The 16,430-nt window shown below is 60.9% G+C and carries 17 protein-coding genes; 6 read left to right on the top strand and 11 right to left on the bottom strand.

Going from position 1 to position 16,430, the window contains the following annotated elements:
• Both BN1969_RS18340 and BN1969_RS15745 read left to right on the top strand, forming a co-directional pair.
• Window positions 1-225 (top strand): hypothetical protein (locus BN1969_RS18340; protein WP_187120358.1); only part of this gene is annotated, 225 nt, incomplete at its 5' end.
• A gap of 12 nt (window positions 226-237) precedes the next feature.
• Complete coding sequence (locus tag BN1969_RS15745; RefSeq protein WP_050625150.1) at window positions 238-726, top strand: hypothetical protein; 489 nt, start codon at window positions 238-240, stop codon at window positions 724-726.
• Window positions 727-801: 75 nt separating this feature from the next.
• Here BN1969_RS15745 and BN1969_RS15740 read toward each other — a convergent pair whose 3' ends face one another.
• Both BN1969_RS15740 and BN1969_RS15735 read right to left on the bottom strand, forming a co-directional pair.
• Window positions 802-2,151 carry an MATE family efflux transporter gene (locus tag BN1969_RS15740; protein ID WP_050625149.1) on the bottom strand — a complete coding sequence of 450 codons (1,350 nt, stop codon included), beginning with the start codon at window positions 2,149-2,151 and terminating at the stop codon, window positions 802-804.
• 211 nt (window positions 2,152-2,362) lie between these two features.
• Window positions 2,363-3,013, bottom strand: coding sequence for an HAD family hydrolase (locus tag BN1969_RS15735; protein ID WP_050625148.1), 651 nt, complete (start codon window positions 3,011-3,013; stop codon window positions 2,363-2,365).
• Between the two features lie 158 nt (window positions 3,014-3,171).
• On the opposite strand from BN1969_RS15735, the gene BN1969_RS15730 reads away from it, so the two are divergent.
• Together BN1969_RS15730 and BN1969_RS15725 are read left to right on the top strand one after the other, a co-directional pair.
• Window positions 3,172-4,086, top strand: coding sequence for a DMT family transporter (locus BN1969_RS15730; protein ID WP_242850362.1), 915 nt, complete (start codon window positions 3,172-3,174; stop codon window positions 4,084-4,086).
• 147 nt (window positions 4,087-4,233) lie between these two features.
• The gene (locus BN1969_RS15725; protein ID WP_050625146.1) at window positions 4,234-4,983 is read left to right on the top strand and encodes an S-layer homology domain-containing protein; all 750 of its coding nucleotides are present in this window, start codon (window positions 4,234-4,236) and stop codon (window positions 4,981-4,983) included.
• A 97-nt stretch (window positions 4,984-5,080) separates the two neighbouring features.
• Here BN1969_RS15725 and BN1969_RS15720 read toward each other — a convergent pair whose 3' ends face one another.
• The 6 genes from BN1969_RS15720 to BN1969_RS15695 form a co-directional block, all read right to left on the bottom strand.
• The gene (locus tag BN1969_RS15720) at window positions 5,081-6,946 is read right to left on the bottom strand and encodes a stalk domain-containing protein (RefSeq protein ID WP_050625145.1); all 1,866 of its coding nucleotides are present in this window, start codon (window positions 6,944-6,946) and stop codon (window positions 5,081-5,083) included.
• 219 nt (window positions 6,947-7,165) lie between these two features.
• A complete protein-coding gene (locus tag BN1969_RS15715) occupies window positions 7,166-7,867 on the bottom strand; it encodes an ABC transporter ATP-binding protein (RefSeq protein WP_050625509.1) in 702 nt (233 codons plus the stop codon).
• Between the two features lie 10 nt (window positions 7,868-7,877).
• Window positions 7,878-8,708, bottom strand: a complete 831-nt coding sequence (locus tag BN1969_RS15710; RefSeq protein WP_413464664.1) for an ABC transporter ATP-binding protein — start codon at window positions 8,706-8,708, stop codon at window positions 7,878-7,880.
• A 19-nt stretch (window positions 8,709-8,727) separates the two neighbouring features.
• Complete coding sequence (locus BN1969_RS15705) at window positions 8,728-9,804, bottom strand: branched-chain amino acid ABC transporter permease (RefSeq protein WP_050625143.1); 1,077 nt, start codon at window positions 9,802-9,804, stop codon at window positions 8,728-8,730.
• Window positions 9,805-9,814: 10 nt separating this feature from the next.
• Window positions 9,815-10,729 (bottom strand): branched-chain amino acid ABC transporter permease, encoded by a 915-nt coding sequence (locus BN1969_RS15700; protein WP_050625142.1) that lies wholly within the window; start codon window positions 10,727-10,729, stop codon window positions 9,815-9,817.
• Between the two features lie 189 nt (window positions 10,730-10,918).
• Window positions 10,919-12,127, bottom strand: coding sequence for an ABC transporter substrate-binding protein (locus tag BN1969_RS15695; protein WP_050625141.1), 1,209 nt, complete (start codon window positions 12,125-12,127; stop codon window positions 10,919-10,921).
• Window positions 12,128-12,224: 97 nt separating this feature from the next.
• On the opposite strand from BN1969_RS15695, the gene BN1969_RS18120 reads away from it, so the two are divergent.
• Complete coding sequence (locus BN1969_RS18120) at window positions 12,225-12,476, top strand: hypothetical protein (protein ID WP_133248247.1); 252 nt, start codon at window positions 12,225-12,227, stop codon at window positions 12,474-12,476.
• A 96-nt stretch (window positions 12,477-12,572) separates the two neighbouring features.
• On the opposite strand, the gene acrA is transcribed toward BN1969_RS18120, so the two are convergent.
• Genes acrA through BN1969_RS15680 form a run of 3 tightly spaced genes read right to left on the bottom strand, consistent with a single transcriptional unit; the run spans window position 12,573 to window position 15,665 of the window.
• A complete protein-coding gene (gene acrA / locus BN1969_RS15690; RefSeq protein WP_050625140.1) occupies window positions 12,573-13,682 on the bottom strand; it encodes an acryloyl-CoA reductase electron transfer subunit beta in 1,110 nt (369 codons plus the stop codon).
• A 20-nt stretch (window positions 13,683-13,702) separates the two neighbouring features.
• Entirely contained in the window at window positions 13,703-14,503 is an 801-nt protein-coding gene (gene acrB, locus BN1969_RS15685; RefSeq protein ID WP_050625139.1) for an acryloyl-CoA reductase electron transfer subunit gamma, read from the bottom strand.
• A gap of 19 nt (window positions 14,504-14,522) precedes the next feature.
• On the bottom strand, window positions 14,523-15,665 hold the full coding sequence (locus BN1969_RS15680) for an acyl-CoA dehydrogenase (protein ID WP_050625138.1): 1,143 nt from the start codon (window positions 15,663-15,665) through the stop codon (window positions 14,523-14,525).
• Between the two features lie 552 nt (window positions 15,666-16,217).
• Here BN1969_RS15680 and BN1969_RS18115 point away from each other — a divergent pair.
• Window positions 16,218-16,409: a hypothetical protein gene (locus BN1969_RS18115; RefSeq protein ID WP_147577126.1), complete on the top strand. Its 192-nt coding sequence runs from the start codon at window positions 16,218-16,220 to the stop codon at window positions 16,407-16,409.
• Window positions 16,410-16,430 lie beyond the last annotated feature (21 nt).

Below are 16,430 nucleotides of genomic sequence, written 5' to 3'. Positions count from 1 at the left end.
CGTCCCCAGCGCCCCCTGGGCGGCCGGCCGGCCGCCGCTGCAGTACCGGCGGTGCTGCCTACCTTCCAGAAGGGGGACATGGTGCGCCACAAGGCATTCGGACAGGGGATGATCCTGTCCGTGCAGAAGATGGGGGGCGACGCCCTGGTGGAGATCGCCTTTGACAACGTGGGCACCAAGCGGCTGATGCTCAAATCCGCTGCCGCCCACATGGAGAAGATATGAGGAGGAGCGGCTGTGGACCGAAATAAAAGGACGGCCAGGACGCTGACGGCGGCGCTCTGCCTGGCCCTTCTGGCTGGATGCGGCGCGGAAACGTCCGGGGAGAGCCTGGATGCCGATGAGATGCACCCGGGATGGAGCACCGTGACCACCGATCCCTCCGCCTACGGCATCACCTATCAGGAGCTGGAGGATCTGAGCGGCATGCCCCTGGACCAGCTGACGGCCTACTGCCTGGGGGCGGACGGGGTCTACGGGGAGAACGGCTTTGACCAGCTGTACCACCGGTTCTTGGAGGCCCCGGATACCGTGCTGTCCTACCTAGCCTTGATCGACAGCCGGGAGGAGCGGGAGCTGTTGTGCACACACTTGGCTTCCGCTGATGTGTCCTGGTACGGCGGGACCGAGGCGTTTGGAGCGATTTTGGACCGCCTGGCCGGAGAGAGCGGGACCAGTGGGGGGCTGGCGGAGCTGATCCAGACAGAGTGGAAATCTTTGCAATAAACAGAAATAGCTGCGCGCCCTCCTTTCGGGAGGGCGCGCAGCCGTTTTTTGGATAAGGGCCCGTGGGCATCCATGTCACACAGACAGAGAGACGGAGGGGACGGCCTGCTGGGGCGCGGCGGCGGGGATGGGCTTCGTCCCGGCGTGAGCGGTGTGCAGCAGCAGTACCCCGGCGCCGGCCAGCAGGATCTGGGTCAGGGGGACGGACAGCCAGACCCCGGACAGCCCCAGCCCAGTGCGGGGCAGGATCAGGGAGAGGGCCACCAGCACGACGGGCTGGCCGTAGATCAGCAGGTCGGCCCGGGTGATCTGCTCGGTGGCGCAGAAGTAGGAGGTCAGGATGCGCACTACCGACATGAACGGGAGATAGAGCAGGAACAGGGGCAGGATCACCTGGAACAGCCGGGTAGCGGCATTGGATGCCCCAAACAGGTGGGGGATGGCGGACCGCCCCAGAAAGAGGGCGATGCCGCAGAGCAGGGCGGCGGCGGGGGCGGAACGGAAGGTTAGTGTACGGACCTGAGCCAGCGCCTCCTGTTCTCCGGCGCCGTAATACCGGCTGAGAAGGGGCTGCGCCCCGTCCCCGATGCCCTGGATGATGAAATGGACCATGCAGATGGCGTAGCTCATGACCGCATAGCAGGCCACCGCCAGGGAGCCGCCGTAGGCCAGCGCTCCCCGGTTGATGACCACCAGCGTGACCGTGTTCAGAATGGTCAGGCCGAAGGGGGACAGGGAGGTGGCAAGCAGGCGGAGAACGGTCCTCCGGTTCAGACGGAAGCTCACCCCCCGGAACACCCGCTTCACCCGGAACAGATAGACCAGCCCCAGAGCGGCGGACACCCCCTGGGCGATGACGGTGGCGGCGGCGGCCCCGGCGGTGCCCCACCGGAAGACGGAGATGAACAGAGCATCCAGCACCACATTGGTGAGGAAGCCGGCGGTCATGGAGCACATGGCGGCGTCCGCCCCGTCATAGGTGCGCAGCAGGGGGACCAGCCCGGTGCCCAGCACCTGGAAGAGCGAGCCCAGCACGATGACCCGGGTGTAGCTGTCAGCATAGGCCAGGACGGAGCCCTCCGCGCCCAGCAGAGGGAGTAGGGGGCGGTAGAGCAGGGCGAGCAGGGCGGTAGACAGCACGCCGGCCAGCAGGAGCAGCACGGCAGTGGAGCCCAGGGCGCGGTGCTCCTCAGCGGCGTCCCGGCGGCCGATGCACACGGACAGCACCACGGCGGCGGCCATACCCAGCCCAGTGCCTAGGGCCTGGACCAGGGCGGTGACCGGCCAGGCCACATTGATGGCGGCCAGCCCGGCATCGCCCACGCCCTGGCCCACGAACATCCCGTCCACGATGGAGTAGACGCCGGAGAAGGCAAAGGCGATGACGGAGGGGAGCACATTGCGCCAGAAATTTCTTTGGATCATGAGAGGGGCCTCCTCAGGCTCCGAAAGACCGGAGCAGATGTGATCAGAAAGAGGGAGCGGTCTCGGGCATTTTCACAAAAATAAGGGTCTTTCTTTGTCTAAAACAGAAAGTGCCCGATTCCGAACTATATATATAGTGCGGAATCGGGCAAAAGTCAAGAAACATCTTAACAAAACATTAACACATTTTCAGGGGCAGGAAAGAGCAAAATTATGGAATCTGCCAGAGGGTGGGAGAGGCATCCGCAAATCGTTCCAGGCGATGGTGGCACAGGGCCTCCATCTCCCCCCAGCGGGGGGCAAAAAGGGGGTCAAAGACCCCTACCACAGTGAAGCCAGCCTGCCTGGCCGCAGCACAGTAGCTGGGAGAATCTTCGAAGAGGAGGCAGGACTGGGGAGGGACGCCCGACCGTTCCGCCGCCAGACAGTAGAGAGCCGGGTCCCGCTTTTCTATTCCCAGCTCAGCGGTGGTGTAGACGGCCTCAAAGCAGTCCAGAAGGCGGTGGTGCTCCAGGGCGGCGCGGCACAGGGGAGGCATGCAGGAGGTGAGCACCGCCATCCGTGTCCCCCGGCGGCGGCAGGCGTCCAGAAAGGCGGGCACGCCGGGCTTCAGGGGCAGAGTGTGAGCATAGGCGGAGCGGGCCATGGACATCCAGCCCTCCATGATCTCCTCCGGCGTCTCCGGGAGGGAGAAGCGCTCCCTGGTGTACCGGGCCGCGTCGGGAGCGCTGTGGTGGGTGACGTAGTCGGTGTAGTCCTCAGGCACCGGCGAGATGCCCCGCCGGCCCAGAAATTCAATGTCGATGTCCAGCCAGATCCCGTTGGAGTCCAGCAGGGTGCCGTCCAGATCAAAAAAGTACATGGCGGGACCTCCGTGCAGGATGGGGGCCTCCTGCCTGGGGCGGGGCCGGCCCCCGGGTTGCGGCCGGGACGGTTTTCTGGTATAATAGCTCCGTTTTTGACAGACCGGCCCGGCATGCTTCTTTCCTATCATACCACGCCGGGGGAGACTAGTTCAAGATGGGAAGTGAAGCCATGTCTCCGCATGTGATGAAAAAACTGGCCAAGCCCATGCTGTTCGCGGCAGCCATCATCTGGGGCACCTCCTTCTTTGTAATGAAGAACGCCCTGGACGTGATCCCGGTGTTCTACCTGCTGGCAATCCGCTTTACTGCGGGCGCGGTCCTGCTGGCGGCGGTCTGCTGGAAGAAGTGGGCGGGCTTTACCCGGGACTATCTGTGGCGTGGGGCGGTGATAGGGGCTTTCCTGTTCCTGGCCTATTCGGTCCAGACTTTTGGACTGGACCGGACCACACCCTCCAAAAATGCATTTTTGACGGCGGTGTACTGCGTGATCGTCCCCTTTCTCTACTGGGCAGCCGCCCGGCGGCGCCCGGACCGGTACAACATCCTGGCCGCCCTGCTCTGTGTCACCGGAGTGGGACTGGTCTCTCTGGACGGGGACCTGTCTGTCAACGCAGGGGACGTGCTCACCCTGATCTGCGCTTTCTTTTACGCTGCCCACATCGTGGCGGTGGCCAAAGTGTCCCCGGAGAAGGACATCTACCTGCTCACCGTATTCCAGTTTGCCTTTGCGGCGCTGTATGCCTGGGCAGGGGGAGCGCTGTTCGAGAACTTCCCCGCTCAGGCGTTCCTGGACCCGGCGGTCTGCCTGCCTATGGCCTACCTGTGCGTTATGGCCACCACTGTGGCCCTGCTCTTCCAAAACGTGGGGCAGGTGTGGTCGGACCCGGCCTCCGCGTCGGTGATCCTCTCCCTGGAATCGGTGTTCGGCGTCATCAGCTCGGTCCTCTTCTACGGGGATCTGGTCACTCTCCCCATGGCGGTGGGCTTTGCCTGCATCTTTGTGGCGGTGGTGTGCTCTGAGACGAAGTTCTCTTTCCTGACCGCCGGGAGGCAGAAAGAACGCCGCTGACGGGCGGAAAGGGCTTCCAACATTTTCAGACGAGAAAAGAGGATTGCGCTTTTGAAAAAAAGCGTGTAGAATCAAATCAAGGACAAGAGGGAGAAGGGAACGGGCCGCCCCGGCGGGGCGCGCGACAAGAAGAAGGAAGTGGACCTGATGAAAAGAAAATGGTTGTCCGCACTGCTGAGCGGGGCCCTGGCGGCCGCTTTGACGGCCGCGCCAGTCTCCGCGGCGTCGGTATTTACAGGCGAGACCGTGGATGAGTGGGCGGTGGAGCGGGTGGAGTCCGCCATCCGGCTGGAGCTGATGCCGGAGTGCCTGGAGGGACAGGACCTGAGGGCGGAGATGACACGGGCGGAATTTGCTGCCCTGACCGTGAAGCTGTATGAGGCTATGAGCGGGAAGCTGGCGGAGGTGCCGAAGCAGAATCCCTTCCGGGACACCCAGGACCCGGAGGTGCTGAAGGCCTATGGGCTGGGGTTCGTGACGGGGCTGACGGAGGACACTTTCGGCGGCGAGGAGCCGGTGACCCGAGAACAGGCGGCGGTGATGCTGACTGCGGTGTACCAGTATCGGAACGAGGACAACAGAAAGGCATTCCTGCTGTGGGCGGCGCTGTACGGCAGGGACAACGACCTGAACGATGACTCCAACCTCACGGAGCAGCAGGCGTCGAATATGCTGGCCGGTATCTACCATAAGCTGGATACTGTCATCAGCTCGGTGGGGGCCAAGGAGTTCGCGGACGACGGCGAGATCTCTGACTGGGCGAAGAACAGCGTCTATTTTATGGAGAAGAACGAGATCATCACCGGCGTAGGCGGGGACCGGTTCGATCCCCAGGCGGATATCCAGGCCCAGGCCGCCCTGGTCATGTCGGTCCAGATGCTCCAAAAGCTGGGGTGAGTGGGACCCCCAGAAAAAAGGCAGCAAAAAGAGAGGCGCTCAGCGCCTCTCTTTTTGCTGCCTGCCGGGCAATGGTCAGGAGGACCGGCGAAGCGATTTACTGGACCTGGTACTGGATCACATGCCAGTAGGAGGCGTATTCCCCCTGGCCCAGATCGCGGATAAACCGCAGCGCCACCTTCAGGGAATCGCCCTGAAAGTCCTGGGCAGTGTCGATCTTGATGTAGACCTGGTTTCCGTCCAGGGTATTTTCATTATAAAGGGAGTTGTTTACATTGGGGCCGCCGCCATTGGCCAGGGAGACGGTGGCGGGGCGGAGGAGAGGTGTCTCGCTGGCTTCGTGTGTCAGCTGGATGTCAGTGACGCTTCCCTCCAAAACAGCCCACTCTACATCCCACTCCTGATCAAAGGCGTCCCAGTCATCGCCGTAGCCGCCGGTGTAGCCTTGGACAGTGACAGCGACGGAGTCACCCGCCTGAATGGTGACAACAGGGGTGTCCTGTGTGGCATCATCATAGGAGGTGGCAGTCTCGTCCCCGATACGGACCTTGCTCAGCCAGGTCTTCCCAGTGCCGCCCTCTCCCTGGACCAGAGCGTTGGCACCGGCCATCACCTGGTCCCAGGTGGCGTTGTCGGCGGGCTCGGTCCAGGAGGAATAGGGATTGGCCTCAGCCCAGCCCTCCACAGAGGAAAGGACCTGAACGCCGGCCCAGTCATAGTCCGCAGGAGTCCCCTCTGTGGTGACAGTGGGGGAGGCGGTGCAGGGGACGCCTTTGACCTGATCGAAGAGCCACTCCATGTAGGAGGTAGGGACCGAATCAGAGAACATGTCTGATTTGCAGTGGCCTCCCTGCTGGATCTCCAGGACAAGATTGGTCATGCCCAGGCTGGTCAGGGTATTGAAGGCGCGGTAGGCCTCGTTCACCGGGATGTAGGGGTCCTCATAGCCGTGCCAGATGTAGACATTGACGCCAGAATCCGCAATGGCCTGCATGTCGCACTGATTTCCCCAGGTGGTGTGGACGGTAGTGCCGGCGTTGATGAGAATGGCAGCCAGCAGCTCGGGCTGGACGGAGGCCAGCTCATAGCTCCAGCCTGCGCCTTGCGAGTGGCCGGTAGCGTAGATTCGATCCATGTCCACATTGCCGTAGCTTTCCGCAATGGTTCGGATGATCTCACCGAACTGATAGATATAGGCCAGCTCCGCCTCATAGTTGACGCAGGCCTCATAGGGGACGGTGATATTCAGGACATAACAGGGGTGCTCTGCCTGAAATGCGTCGGAGGCAAAGGCGGAGCCGCGGGAAGCGTAGCCATTGTTGGCGAAGGAATTGGTGCTGCCCAGCCCGCCCAGGGTAGCCACGAGAGGGTAGTCCTCTCCCTCCTGAATATGTTCCGGGACGTACAGGCGGAAACGGAGCAGGCCCAGGCCATCGCCGGCGGTGCCCACGGTGTCCATGGCGGGGTCGATCTGGAATGTCCAAGTGTACCAGTCAAAACCGGACTGGAGAGCGGTCTCACCAGCAGCAAAGGAGGCGCGGTTTTCTGTGTCTACCGAGAGGGCAGGATAAGCTTGGCGGTCCAGCGATGCGGTGCGGGCGGCCCCGTCCCAGCTCACTTGGTACCCGAAAGTCTCAGCCAGATGGTAGAGGGGGATATAGAGCTGGCCGTTCTGAAGGGCAGCTGTGGTATCCCCTGCCGCGGTACCGGCGCTATAGGTCTGAGAACGGCCGCACAGCGAGAAGGTAGCGCTGTCGCCGTCAGCTGTACAGTCTAGGCCCAGCGCCTCTGCGATGGTGACAGGGACCATGGTGCGGGAGTCTGCGTTGATGTAGGCGGAGGTGTCCACTGTGCCTCCATCTACCTGCACAGCGGGAGCTGAGACGGCGCTGGCGGGGAGCACCATGCCGGCGGAGAGCGCGGCGGTCAGAGACAGTGCGGCAAGCTTGCGGAAGAGTTTCATGTTCTTTCTCCTTCCTTTCCTGATTTGAGATGCTGATCCCCTATGGAAGGCCGTGGTCCAGCCAAAGAGATGCATGCATCTGGTGCTTTGATCCTATCACGAAAGAAAAACGAGGTCAAGGACAGGATGTTGCATTTTGGTGTGTTATTTTATGAGAAAGGGTACGGCATAAAAAATTCCGTCCGCGTTTGCCGCGGACGGAAAGTGAAGAGGGGACGGTCAGCCGCCCAGATAGGCTTTTTTCACTGCCTCGTCCTCCAGCAGCTCCTCGCCGGAGCCGGTGGTGACGATCTTGCCTGTCTCCAGCACATAGCCCCGGTGGGCCACAGACAGGGCCATCTGGGCATTCTGCTCCACCAGGAGGATGGTGGTGCCGTGCTGGTTCAGCTCCTGGATGATGTCGAAGATCTGCTCCACCAGGATGGGGGCCAGACCCATGGAGGGCTCATCCAGCATCAGCAGGCGGGGCTTGGACATCAGGGCGCGGCCCATGGCCAGCATCTGCTGTTCGCCGCCGGACAGGGTGCCCGCCACCTGTCGGCGGCGCTCCTTCAGCCGGGGGAAGCGCTGGTACACATCCGCGATGCCGTCATCAAACTCAGAAGAGGGGCGGGTGAAGGCTCCCATCTCCAGGTTTTCCTCCACAGACATCTGGAGGAAGATCTGCCGGCCCTCCGGCACCAGAGCCAGACCCTTGGTGATGATCTTATGGGCCGGGGTGCCCCCCAGGCGCTGGCCCAGGAACTCGATGGAGCCGGTATGGGAGGTGAGCAGACCTGCGATGGTCTTCAGGATGGTGGACTTTCCGGCACCGTTGGCGCCGATGAGGGTGACTACCTCCCCCTCATTTACCTGAAAGGAGACGTCTTTGATGGCATGGATGGCGCCGTAATAGACGTTGATGCCCTCTACCTTCAGCATGGCGTCCATATCAGGCCCCTCCTTTCTTTTTCTGACTGCCCAGATAGGCCTCGATGACCTTTGGATTGGCCTGGATGTCCTCCGCGGTGCCCTTGGCGATGATCTGTCCGAAGTTGAGGACACAAATGCCCTCGCAGATGCCCATGACCAGGTTCATGTCGTGCTCGATGAGCATAACGGCGATCTGGAAGGTGTCCCGGATCTTGACGATGTTCTCCATCAGCTCGGCGGTCTCGGAGGGGTTCATGCCGGCGGCGGGCTCGTCCAGCAGAAGCAGGGAGGGGTTGGTGGCCAGGGCCCGGACGATCTCCAGGCGGCGCTGTGCGCCGTAAGGCAGGGAGCCGGCCTGGTGGTGGGCCAGGTCCTGCATGTCGAAGATGGAGAGCAGCTCCATGGCGCTCTCTCGGGCCAGCTTCTCCTGCTTCCAGAACTTGGGGAGGCGGAGCACGCCGTCCCACATGGGGTAGCGGATCTGGTTGTGCAGGCCGATCTTCACGTTGTCCTCCACACTCAGGTTGGAAAACAGGCGGATGTTCTGGAAGGTGCGGGCGATGCCGGCCCGGTTGACTTGGGCAGTGCTCATGCCGTGGGTGTCCTTGCCATTGAGCAGGATGGTGCCCCGGGTGGGCTGATACACCTTGGTGAGCAGGTTGAACACCGTGGTCTTGCCCGCGCCGTTGGGGCCGATAAGGCCGGCAATCTCTGTGCGGCCGATGGTGAGGTTGAACTCATTGACAGCGGTCAGGCCGCCGAAGTCGATGCCCAGGTGCTGGCACTCCAGAACGGGGAGCTTGTTCACATCCCGCTCAGGAACGATGGAGTGGCTGGGGACGGGGACCATCTTGCCTTTCTTAAATTCCTTAGCCATTCTGAGCGCCTCCTTTCTCGGTGCCGCGGCCCAATATCTTCCGGCGCAGGGAGGAGAAAAACTCCTTGGAGCGCTCGTTGTTGGTGGCCAGCATGACCAGGATGAGCACGATGGCGTAGATCAGCATCCGGTAGTCATAGAAATCACGCAGCAGCTCGGGCAGGACATAGAGCAGGGCGGCAGCAATGATCGAGCCCCGGATGTTGCCCAGTCCACCCAGCACCACGTAGACCAGGATCAGGATAGAGGTATTGAAGTCAAACTTCTTGGCGGCGATGGAGGAGTAGTTCATGGCATAGAGGGCGCCGGCGGCTCCAGCCAGCACGGCGGAGGTGACAAAGGCCATCAGCTTGTATTTGGTGGCGCTGATGCCCACGCTCTCGGCGGCGATGCGGTTGTCCCGCAGGGCCATGATGGCCCGACCGGAACGGCTGTTCACCAGGTTGAGGACCACGATGAGGGCTACCATCACCAGCAGAAAGCCTGCGGTGAAGGAGGAGAGCTTCACGTTGGCCGTGACTCCCATGGGTCCCTTCAGGATGGCCTTGCCGGTCTCAGACAGGTTGAGGGCCGCCTCACTGGAGGTGGAGAAGTGGAGGCCGTTCTCGTCTACGCCCACATAGAGGATGTTGATAATGTTCTTGATGATCTCGCCGAAAGCCAGGGTGACGATGGCCAGATAGTCGCCCCGCAGGCGCAGGACGGGGACGCCCACGATGACGCCGGCGATGCCGGCAAAGAAGGCGCCGATGAGCATGGAGACCAGCAGGCGCAGGGGGCCCATGGGGATCAGCTCCTGGAGGGAGATGGAGGCCACCACGCCGGAGAAAGCACCCACGCTCATAAAGCCGGCGTGGCCCAGGCTCAGCTCGCCGGAGATGCCCACCACCAGGTTCAGTGCCACAGCCATGGTGACATAGGCACAGATGGGGACCAACTGCCCCTGAAGGGAGGGGGAGAGCATCCCGCCGGCATTGAGAAGCTGAAGGATTACAAAGGCGGCAGCAACGATACAGTAGGTGAGGAGATTGCCGAAAAGGCGCTTGCGGCGGAGGGAACGTGTTTTCATATCGGTCACCTCACACTTTCTCGGGCACATACTTGCCCAGCAGTCCGGAGGGCTTGACCAGCAGCACCACGATCAGGACGGCAAAGACCACCGCGTCGGAGATGTTGGTGTTGAAGGCCTTGGCAAAGATCTCGATGATGCCCAGCAGGATGCCGCCCAGCATGGCCCCAGGGATGGAGCCGATGCCGCCGAAGACGGCGGCGGTAAAGGCCTTGATGCCGGGCAGGGCGCCGGTGGTGGGCATGAGGGAGGGGTAGGTGGAGCAGAGCAGCACACCGGCGATGGCTGCCAGGGCGGAGCCGATGGCAAAGGTCATGGAGATGGTGCTGTTCACGTTGATACCCATGAGCTGGGCAGCCGCCTTGTCTTCCGAACAGGCCCGCATGGCCTTGCCCATGCGGGTATGTCCGGTGAACCAGGTGAGCCCCAGCATAATGACGATGCAGGCGGCCACCGTCACCAAGGCCACGTGGGTGATGGTGAGCTGGCCGTCCAGCAGTTTGATAGAGCCGGTGCCCACTACGGAGGAGAAGGACTTGGGATTGGAGGTCCAGAGCAGCAACGCGCTGTTCTGGAGGAAATAGCTCACGCCGATAGCGGTGATGAGCACGGCCAGGGAGGGTGCCTGGCGCAGCGGCTTATAGGCCAGCCGTTCGATGACCATGCCCAGGACGGTGCACACTACCATGGCCAGCAGCACGCCGGCCAGAGCAGGGACCACGGCGCCGGCCAGAGAGCCCTCCTCAAAGCTGCCGGACAGGCCGCTCATGGTGAAAAAACAGATATATGCCCCCACCATAATGACGTCTCCGTGGGCAAAGTTCAACATTTTGGCAATACCGTAGACCATCGTATAGCCCAGGGCAATGATGGCGTACACGCTGCCCAGACTGATGCCGTTGATGAGATTGTTGAGAATACTCAAGACCAGTCACCTCTTTTTCTTTTGCTGCGCAGATGCGCGCGAAAAACTGGACAGCATGGCGAAAACCTCTGCGGCAACGTCTGCCGCAGACGTTTTCGCCATGCGTGCAAGAATAAGGGACACGGGCTGCCGAGGGGACCCCGGCAGCCCGTTCCATGGATTTCCCGGGAAAAAGGGGAGTTCGGAAAATCAGCGGGCGACGTAGACGCCGTCCTGCACCTCGAAGACCAGGGGAGCCTTGGAGATCTCACCGGTGGCGGCCCAGGTCATACCGGAGCCAGTGAGTCCGTCTACGCTGAAGTCGGAGGAGGTGAAGGTGGAGATCAGGGCGGCGCAGATATCCTCGTGGCTCATGTCGGCGGTGACACCGGCCTTCTGGCAGGCCTCGTAGATGGCGTAGATGCAGTCATAGCCGTCAGCGGCGAACTGGTTGGGGATCTCATTGTAGCGCGTCTGGTACTCGGAGACGAAGCTGGCAGTGCGCTCGTCAGTGGCGGAGGCGTTGAAGGGGGTCATCAGCAGCAGGCCCTCCGCCAGGGAGGTGTCGAAGCCCTCGATGGCCAGGATGCCGTCCATGCCGTCGCCGCCCATGAAAGTCGGCTCATAACCCATGCTCTTGGCCTGATTCAGGATCAGGGAAGCGGGGGTGTAGTAAATGGGCATGAACACCAGCTCAGCGCCCCCGTCCTTAGCGGCGTTCAGCTGCACGGTGAAGTCGGTGTTGGTGTCATCGGGGAAGGTCTGCTCAGCCACGACCTCCAGGCCCACCTCGGCGGCCTGGGAGATGAAGCCCTGGGCGATGCCGGTGGAGTAGGCGTCGCCGTTGTTGTAGATCACAGCCACCTTGGTAGCCAGGCCATTTTCCGCCACATAGTTGGCAGCGGTGACGCCCTGGTCGGGGTCAGTGAAGCACATCTGGAAGACGTTATCCTTGCCGGCAGTGACGTCGGTGGAGGAAGCGGAGGGAGTCAGCTGAAAGTAGCGCTCGTTGAAGGTCTCAGCAGCCACGGAGACGCAGGGAGTGGTGGTGGTGCAGCCATAGACGATCTGCATGCCGTTGCCCTTCAGGGCGTTGTAGGCGTTGATGGCCTTCTCAGCGTCACCCTCGTCATCCTGAAACTCCAGGGAGAGCTGGATACCGCCCAGGGCGTTGATCTCGTCCACCGCGATCTCAGCCCCCTGCTTGGTGGCGATGCCATAGGTGGCGGCGGAGCCAGTCAGGGGGCCGATGCCGCCGATCTTGATTGCACCATCCGCACCGGCGGTGCTGGAAGCCGGGCTGGAAGCGGAGGAGCCGCCAGAAGGGGCGCTGGTGGTGCCGGAAGAGCCGTTGGAGCAACCGGCCAGCAGGCCGACACACATCGCGCCGGTCAGGGCCATGGCAAGAAACTTTTTCATCTTCATAACCTCCTGTCAAATGGAAACAGAGGCGGGTCTGGAGCGGCCCGCAGACCTGAATAAAATAAGGGAATTTTCAGGTTTGGAGCCCATTATATTGGCAGGAAGGACAACTGTCAATGGGGAAAATACACAAGGCGGGGAGCGGATGGGATGGCTTCAAATGGTGATGGGGCGAAAAAAAGGAAGAAAAAGAAAAAATTTTTCAAAAAAAGCCCTGCACTTTGCGGAAAAACTGCAAATTTGCCGTCATGGAACAGGGAGAGGAGAGAAAGAATATAAAGTATGTTACATTTGGAACGGAAATTTCTTTGAAATCTATGGCGTCTCACAAAGCTGTGCAAAATGACGGAAGAAAAAACAAAACATGCAAAAAAATAAGGCGAAATCGAAAAAGCGGGCTGCTCTCCAAAGAGAGCAGCCCGCAGAACGGCCAGAAAAGATATTACTTCGCAGCCTTGGCAGCCTTGATGGCATCGATGAGCAGGGGAGTGACCTTGAACAGGTCGCCGCAGATGCCGTAGTCCGCGACCTCGAAAATGGGGGCGGTGTCGTTCTTATTGACGGCAATGATGCACTCGGAATCCTGCATGCCGGCCTTGTGCTGGATGGCGCCGGAGATGCCCAGAGCAACATAAATCTTGGGGTGCACGGTCTTGCCGGTCTGGCCGACCTGGTGGTCAGCAGACATCCAGCCGGAGTCTACAACAGCACGGGAGGCACCCACGACGCCGCCGAGGACCTCGGCCAGCTCCTCGGCCAGCTTGATGCCGCCCTCCACATCCTTGCTGATGCCGCGGCCCACGGAGACGACCACGTCGGCACCGATCAGGTCCACCAGCTTCTTGGCGGCCTTGACCACTTCCACCACCTGGGTGTCCAGGTCGTCGGCGGACAGGGCAAAGCTGGGCTTAATGATTTCGCAGGCGTCAGCCTTGGCCTGGTCGAAAGCGGCCTTCTTCATTACGCCGGGACGGACGGTAGCCATGCAGGGACGGAAGCGGGGGCAGATGATGGTCGCCATCAGATGGCCGCCGAAAGCGGGACGGGTCATCTTCAGGTTGGTGTCTTCCATGTCAAACTTGATTTTGTCCACGTCCAAGGTGGAGCTGTTGCGCAGGAAGTCCACATAGGTGTCCATGTCGATGTCCAGGTGGGTGCAGTCGGCGGTCAGGCCGGTGTGCAGGCGGGCCGCGCAGCGGGGACCCAGGTCACGACCGATGTTGGTGGCGCCGATCAGCAGCACCTCGGGCTTGAACTCCTCCACCACGTCGCAGATGACCTTGGTGTAGGCGTCGGTGGTGTACTCCTTCAGCAGGGGGTGGTCACAGACATACACGCCGTCAGCGCCGTAGCCGCCCAGCTCCTTGGCGATGCCCTCGATGCCGTCGCCCAGCAGCAGACCGTACAGCTTGGTGCCGCGCTCGTCGGCCAGCTTGCGGCCCTCGGAGATCAGCTCGTAGGAGGTGGACATCATCTTGCCCTGGCGCTGCTCGCAGAAGACCCATACGCCGCCGGTGAAGGCAGCGATATCAGCACTATTAAAAGTAGACATATTCTTCATTCTCCCTTCTATCAGATGATATGCTTGGTGGCCAGAATGCCGGCCAGCTTATCGCAGGTGGCCTTGTCGGCGCCTTCCAGCATCATGCCGGCACCCTTCTGGGGAGGAGTGAAGGACTTGAAGATGTTCGTGGGGGAGCCCTTCAGGCCGATGGTGGTGGGGTCGATGAGGGGATCATCCTTCAGGGTCTCATAGCCAAAGACCTCATAGGGCTTGCTGTAGCACTCAAAGATGCCGGGCACGCTCATGTAGCGGGGGGTGTTCAGCTCCTTGATGCAGGTGATCAGGCAGGGGGTGTTGACCTTGATGGTCATGTAGCCGTCCTCCAGCATCCGCTTGATGGTGAGGGTCTCGCCCTCCTTCTGGATGTCGGCGGCGTAGGAGACCTGGGGGATGCCCAGCTTCTCGGCGATCTGGGGACCGACCTGAGCGGTGTCGCCGTCGATGGCCTGACGGCCGCAGAAGACCACGTCGTCGTCCTCCAGGCCGATCTTCTTGATGGCAGCGGCCAGGATCTGGGAGGTGGCGTAGGTATCGGAACCGCCGAACTCGCGGGCGGAGACCAGTACCGCGCGGTCAGCGCCGCGGGCCAGGATCTCACGCAGCATGCCCTCTGCGGGAGGGGGGCCCATGGAGATCACGACCACTTCAGCGCCGGTCTGATCCTTCAGAGCCAGAGCGGCCTCAACGGCGTTCAGGTCGTCGGGGTTGGTGATGGTGGCCATGGAGGCACGATTCAGGGTACCATCGGGATTGACCGCCACCTTACCGGAGGTGTCGGGGACCTGCTTGACACAAACAATGATTTTCATTTCGAAACTGCCTCCTATCTTATTTCACGCCCAGGTGATTGGCAATGACCATCCGCTGGACCTCGGAAGTGCCCTCATAGATCTCGGTGATCTTGGCATCGCGCATCATGCGCTCCACGGGGTACTCACGGGTGTAGCCGTAGCCGCCGAACAGCTGGACGGCGCGGCGGGTCACATCGCTGGCAGCCTCGGCGGCGAACAGCTTGGCCATGGCTGCGTCCATGGAGTAGGGCTCGTGGTTCTGCTTCTTCATGGCAGCGGAGTAGACCAGATACTGGGCGGCCTGCATGCGGGTGTGCATGTCAGCCAGCTGGAACTGGGTGTTCTGGAACTGGGAGATGCGGCGGCCGAACTGGACGCGCTCCTTGGTGTACTTGACGGCCTCATCCACGGCGCCCTCGCCCAGGCCAAGGGCCTGCGCAGCGATGCCGATGCGGCCGCCGTCCAGGGTCATCATGGCGATCTTAAAGCCCTGGCCCTCCTTGCCCAGAAGGTTCTCCTTGGGAACGATGCAGTCCTCAAAGATCAGGTCGCAGGTGGAGGAGCCGCGGATGCCCATCTTCTTCTCGTGCTTGCCGGTGGAGAAGCCGGGGAAATCCTTCTCCACGATGAAAGCGGAGATGCCGTGGTTGCCCTTGCTCTTGTCGGTCATGGCAAAGACCACGAAGGTATCGGCCACGTTGCCGTTGGTGATGAAGCACTTGGAGCCGTTCAGGACGTAGTGGTCGCCCTCCAGCACGGCCATGGTCTGCTGGCCGGAGGCGTCGGTGCCGGCATTGGGCTCAGTCAGGCCGAAGGCACCGATCTTCTTGCCGGAGAGCAGGTCAGGCAGATACTTCATCTTCTGCTCCTCGGTGCCGTGCTCAAAGATGGGGGCGCAGCACAGGGAGGTGTGGGCGGACACGATGACGGCGGTGGTGCCGCACACCTTGGCCAACTCCTCCACACACATGGCATAGGACAGCACATCGCCGCCGGCGCCGCCATACTGCTTGGGGAAGTAGATGCCCATCATGCCCAGCTTGGCCATCTTCTCCACGGTCTCCATGGGGAAGCGCTCCTCCTCGTCCAACTCCTCGGCGAGGGGCTTGACCTCAGTTTCCGCGAATTCGCGGTACATCTTGCGGATCATCTCTTGCTCTTTCGACAGATGAAAATCCATTTTTTCGTCCTCCTAATTTTATTTACTTGGAACAATCATGGAAGCCCTGTTCCGACTGCGCTGCCCGGCAGCCACCGTGCGCGATGTCCCGGAGCAGCAGGGCCGGACCACCTAGACAGGACATGCAAGCAAGACGGTGATCTGAGGTCCGCCGTTTTTTCCTCAGATCTCCGCCTCCCATGGGGGCTCAGCCGGGGCGCTCCGCCTTCTTTCGTTAGATTTTTAACAAAAGAAGACCAGAAAAAGCGCAACGACGGATAGGGACCCGTTGTTGCGGCGCCAATCAGGCTGCGATAGATAACTTCCTGTCCCTCAAATTATATCGTTTTTCCCATATGGGCGCAAGAAAAACAAATACGGTAAAATGTACAGTTTTTGCGACAAAATTTTGGGCAAAATGATGATATTTGCGGATATTGCTTGAAAGTATGCTTTTCTTGACCTTCAAAAAAGAAAAAAAGTAAAAAGGATAAAAAAGAATTATTAATTTGAACAAGAAAGAAGGGATTCCAATACAGAAGTGGTAAAGTTTTTAATTTTGCAAATCGATATGTGACATATATCTCCATTGCCCTGGGCCTTGTGTGCCTGGGGGTCTCCTCAACGCCGATGGGGAGCCAGTATGACAGCCTGAGAGGGGCCCCGGGGGCGGTGGACCAGCTCCTGATGCTGGCCGGGGTGGCGCTGCTGGACGCCGCGTGGAGGCTGGAGCACAGCGGGTACAAGAAGAACAAAGGAAAATAGAAAAACGCCGGGGAGGAAAGC

The sequence above is a fragment of the Clostridium phoceensis genome (assembly GCF_001244495.1).
GTDB lineage: Bacteria > Bacillota > Clostridia > Oscillospirales > Oscillospiraceae > Lawsonibacter > Lawsonibacter asaccharolyticus.
This window is presented reverse-complemented; position numbering and strand designations above follow the sequence as displayed.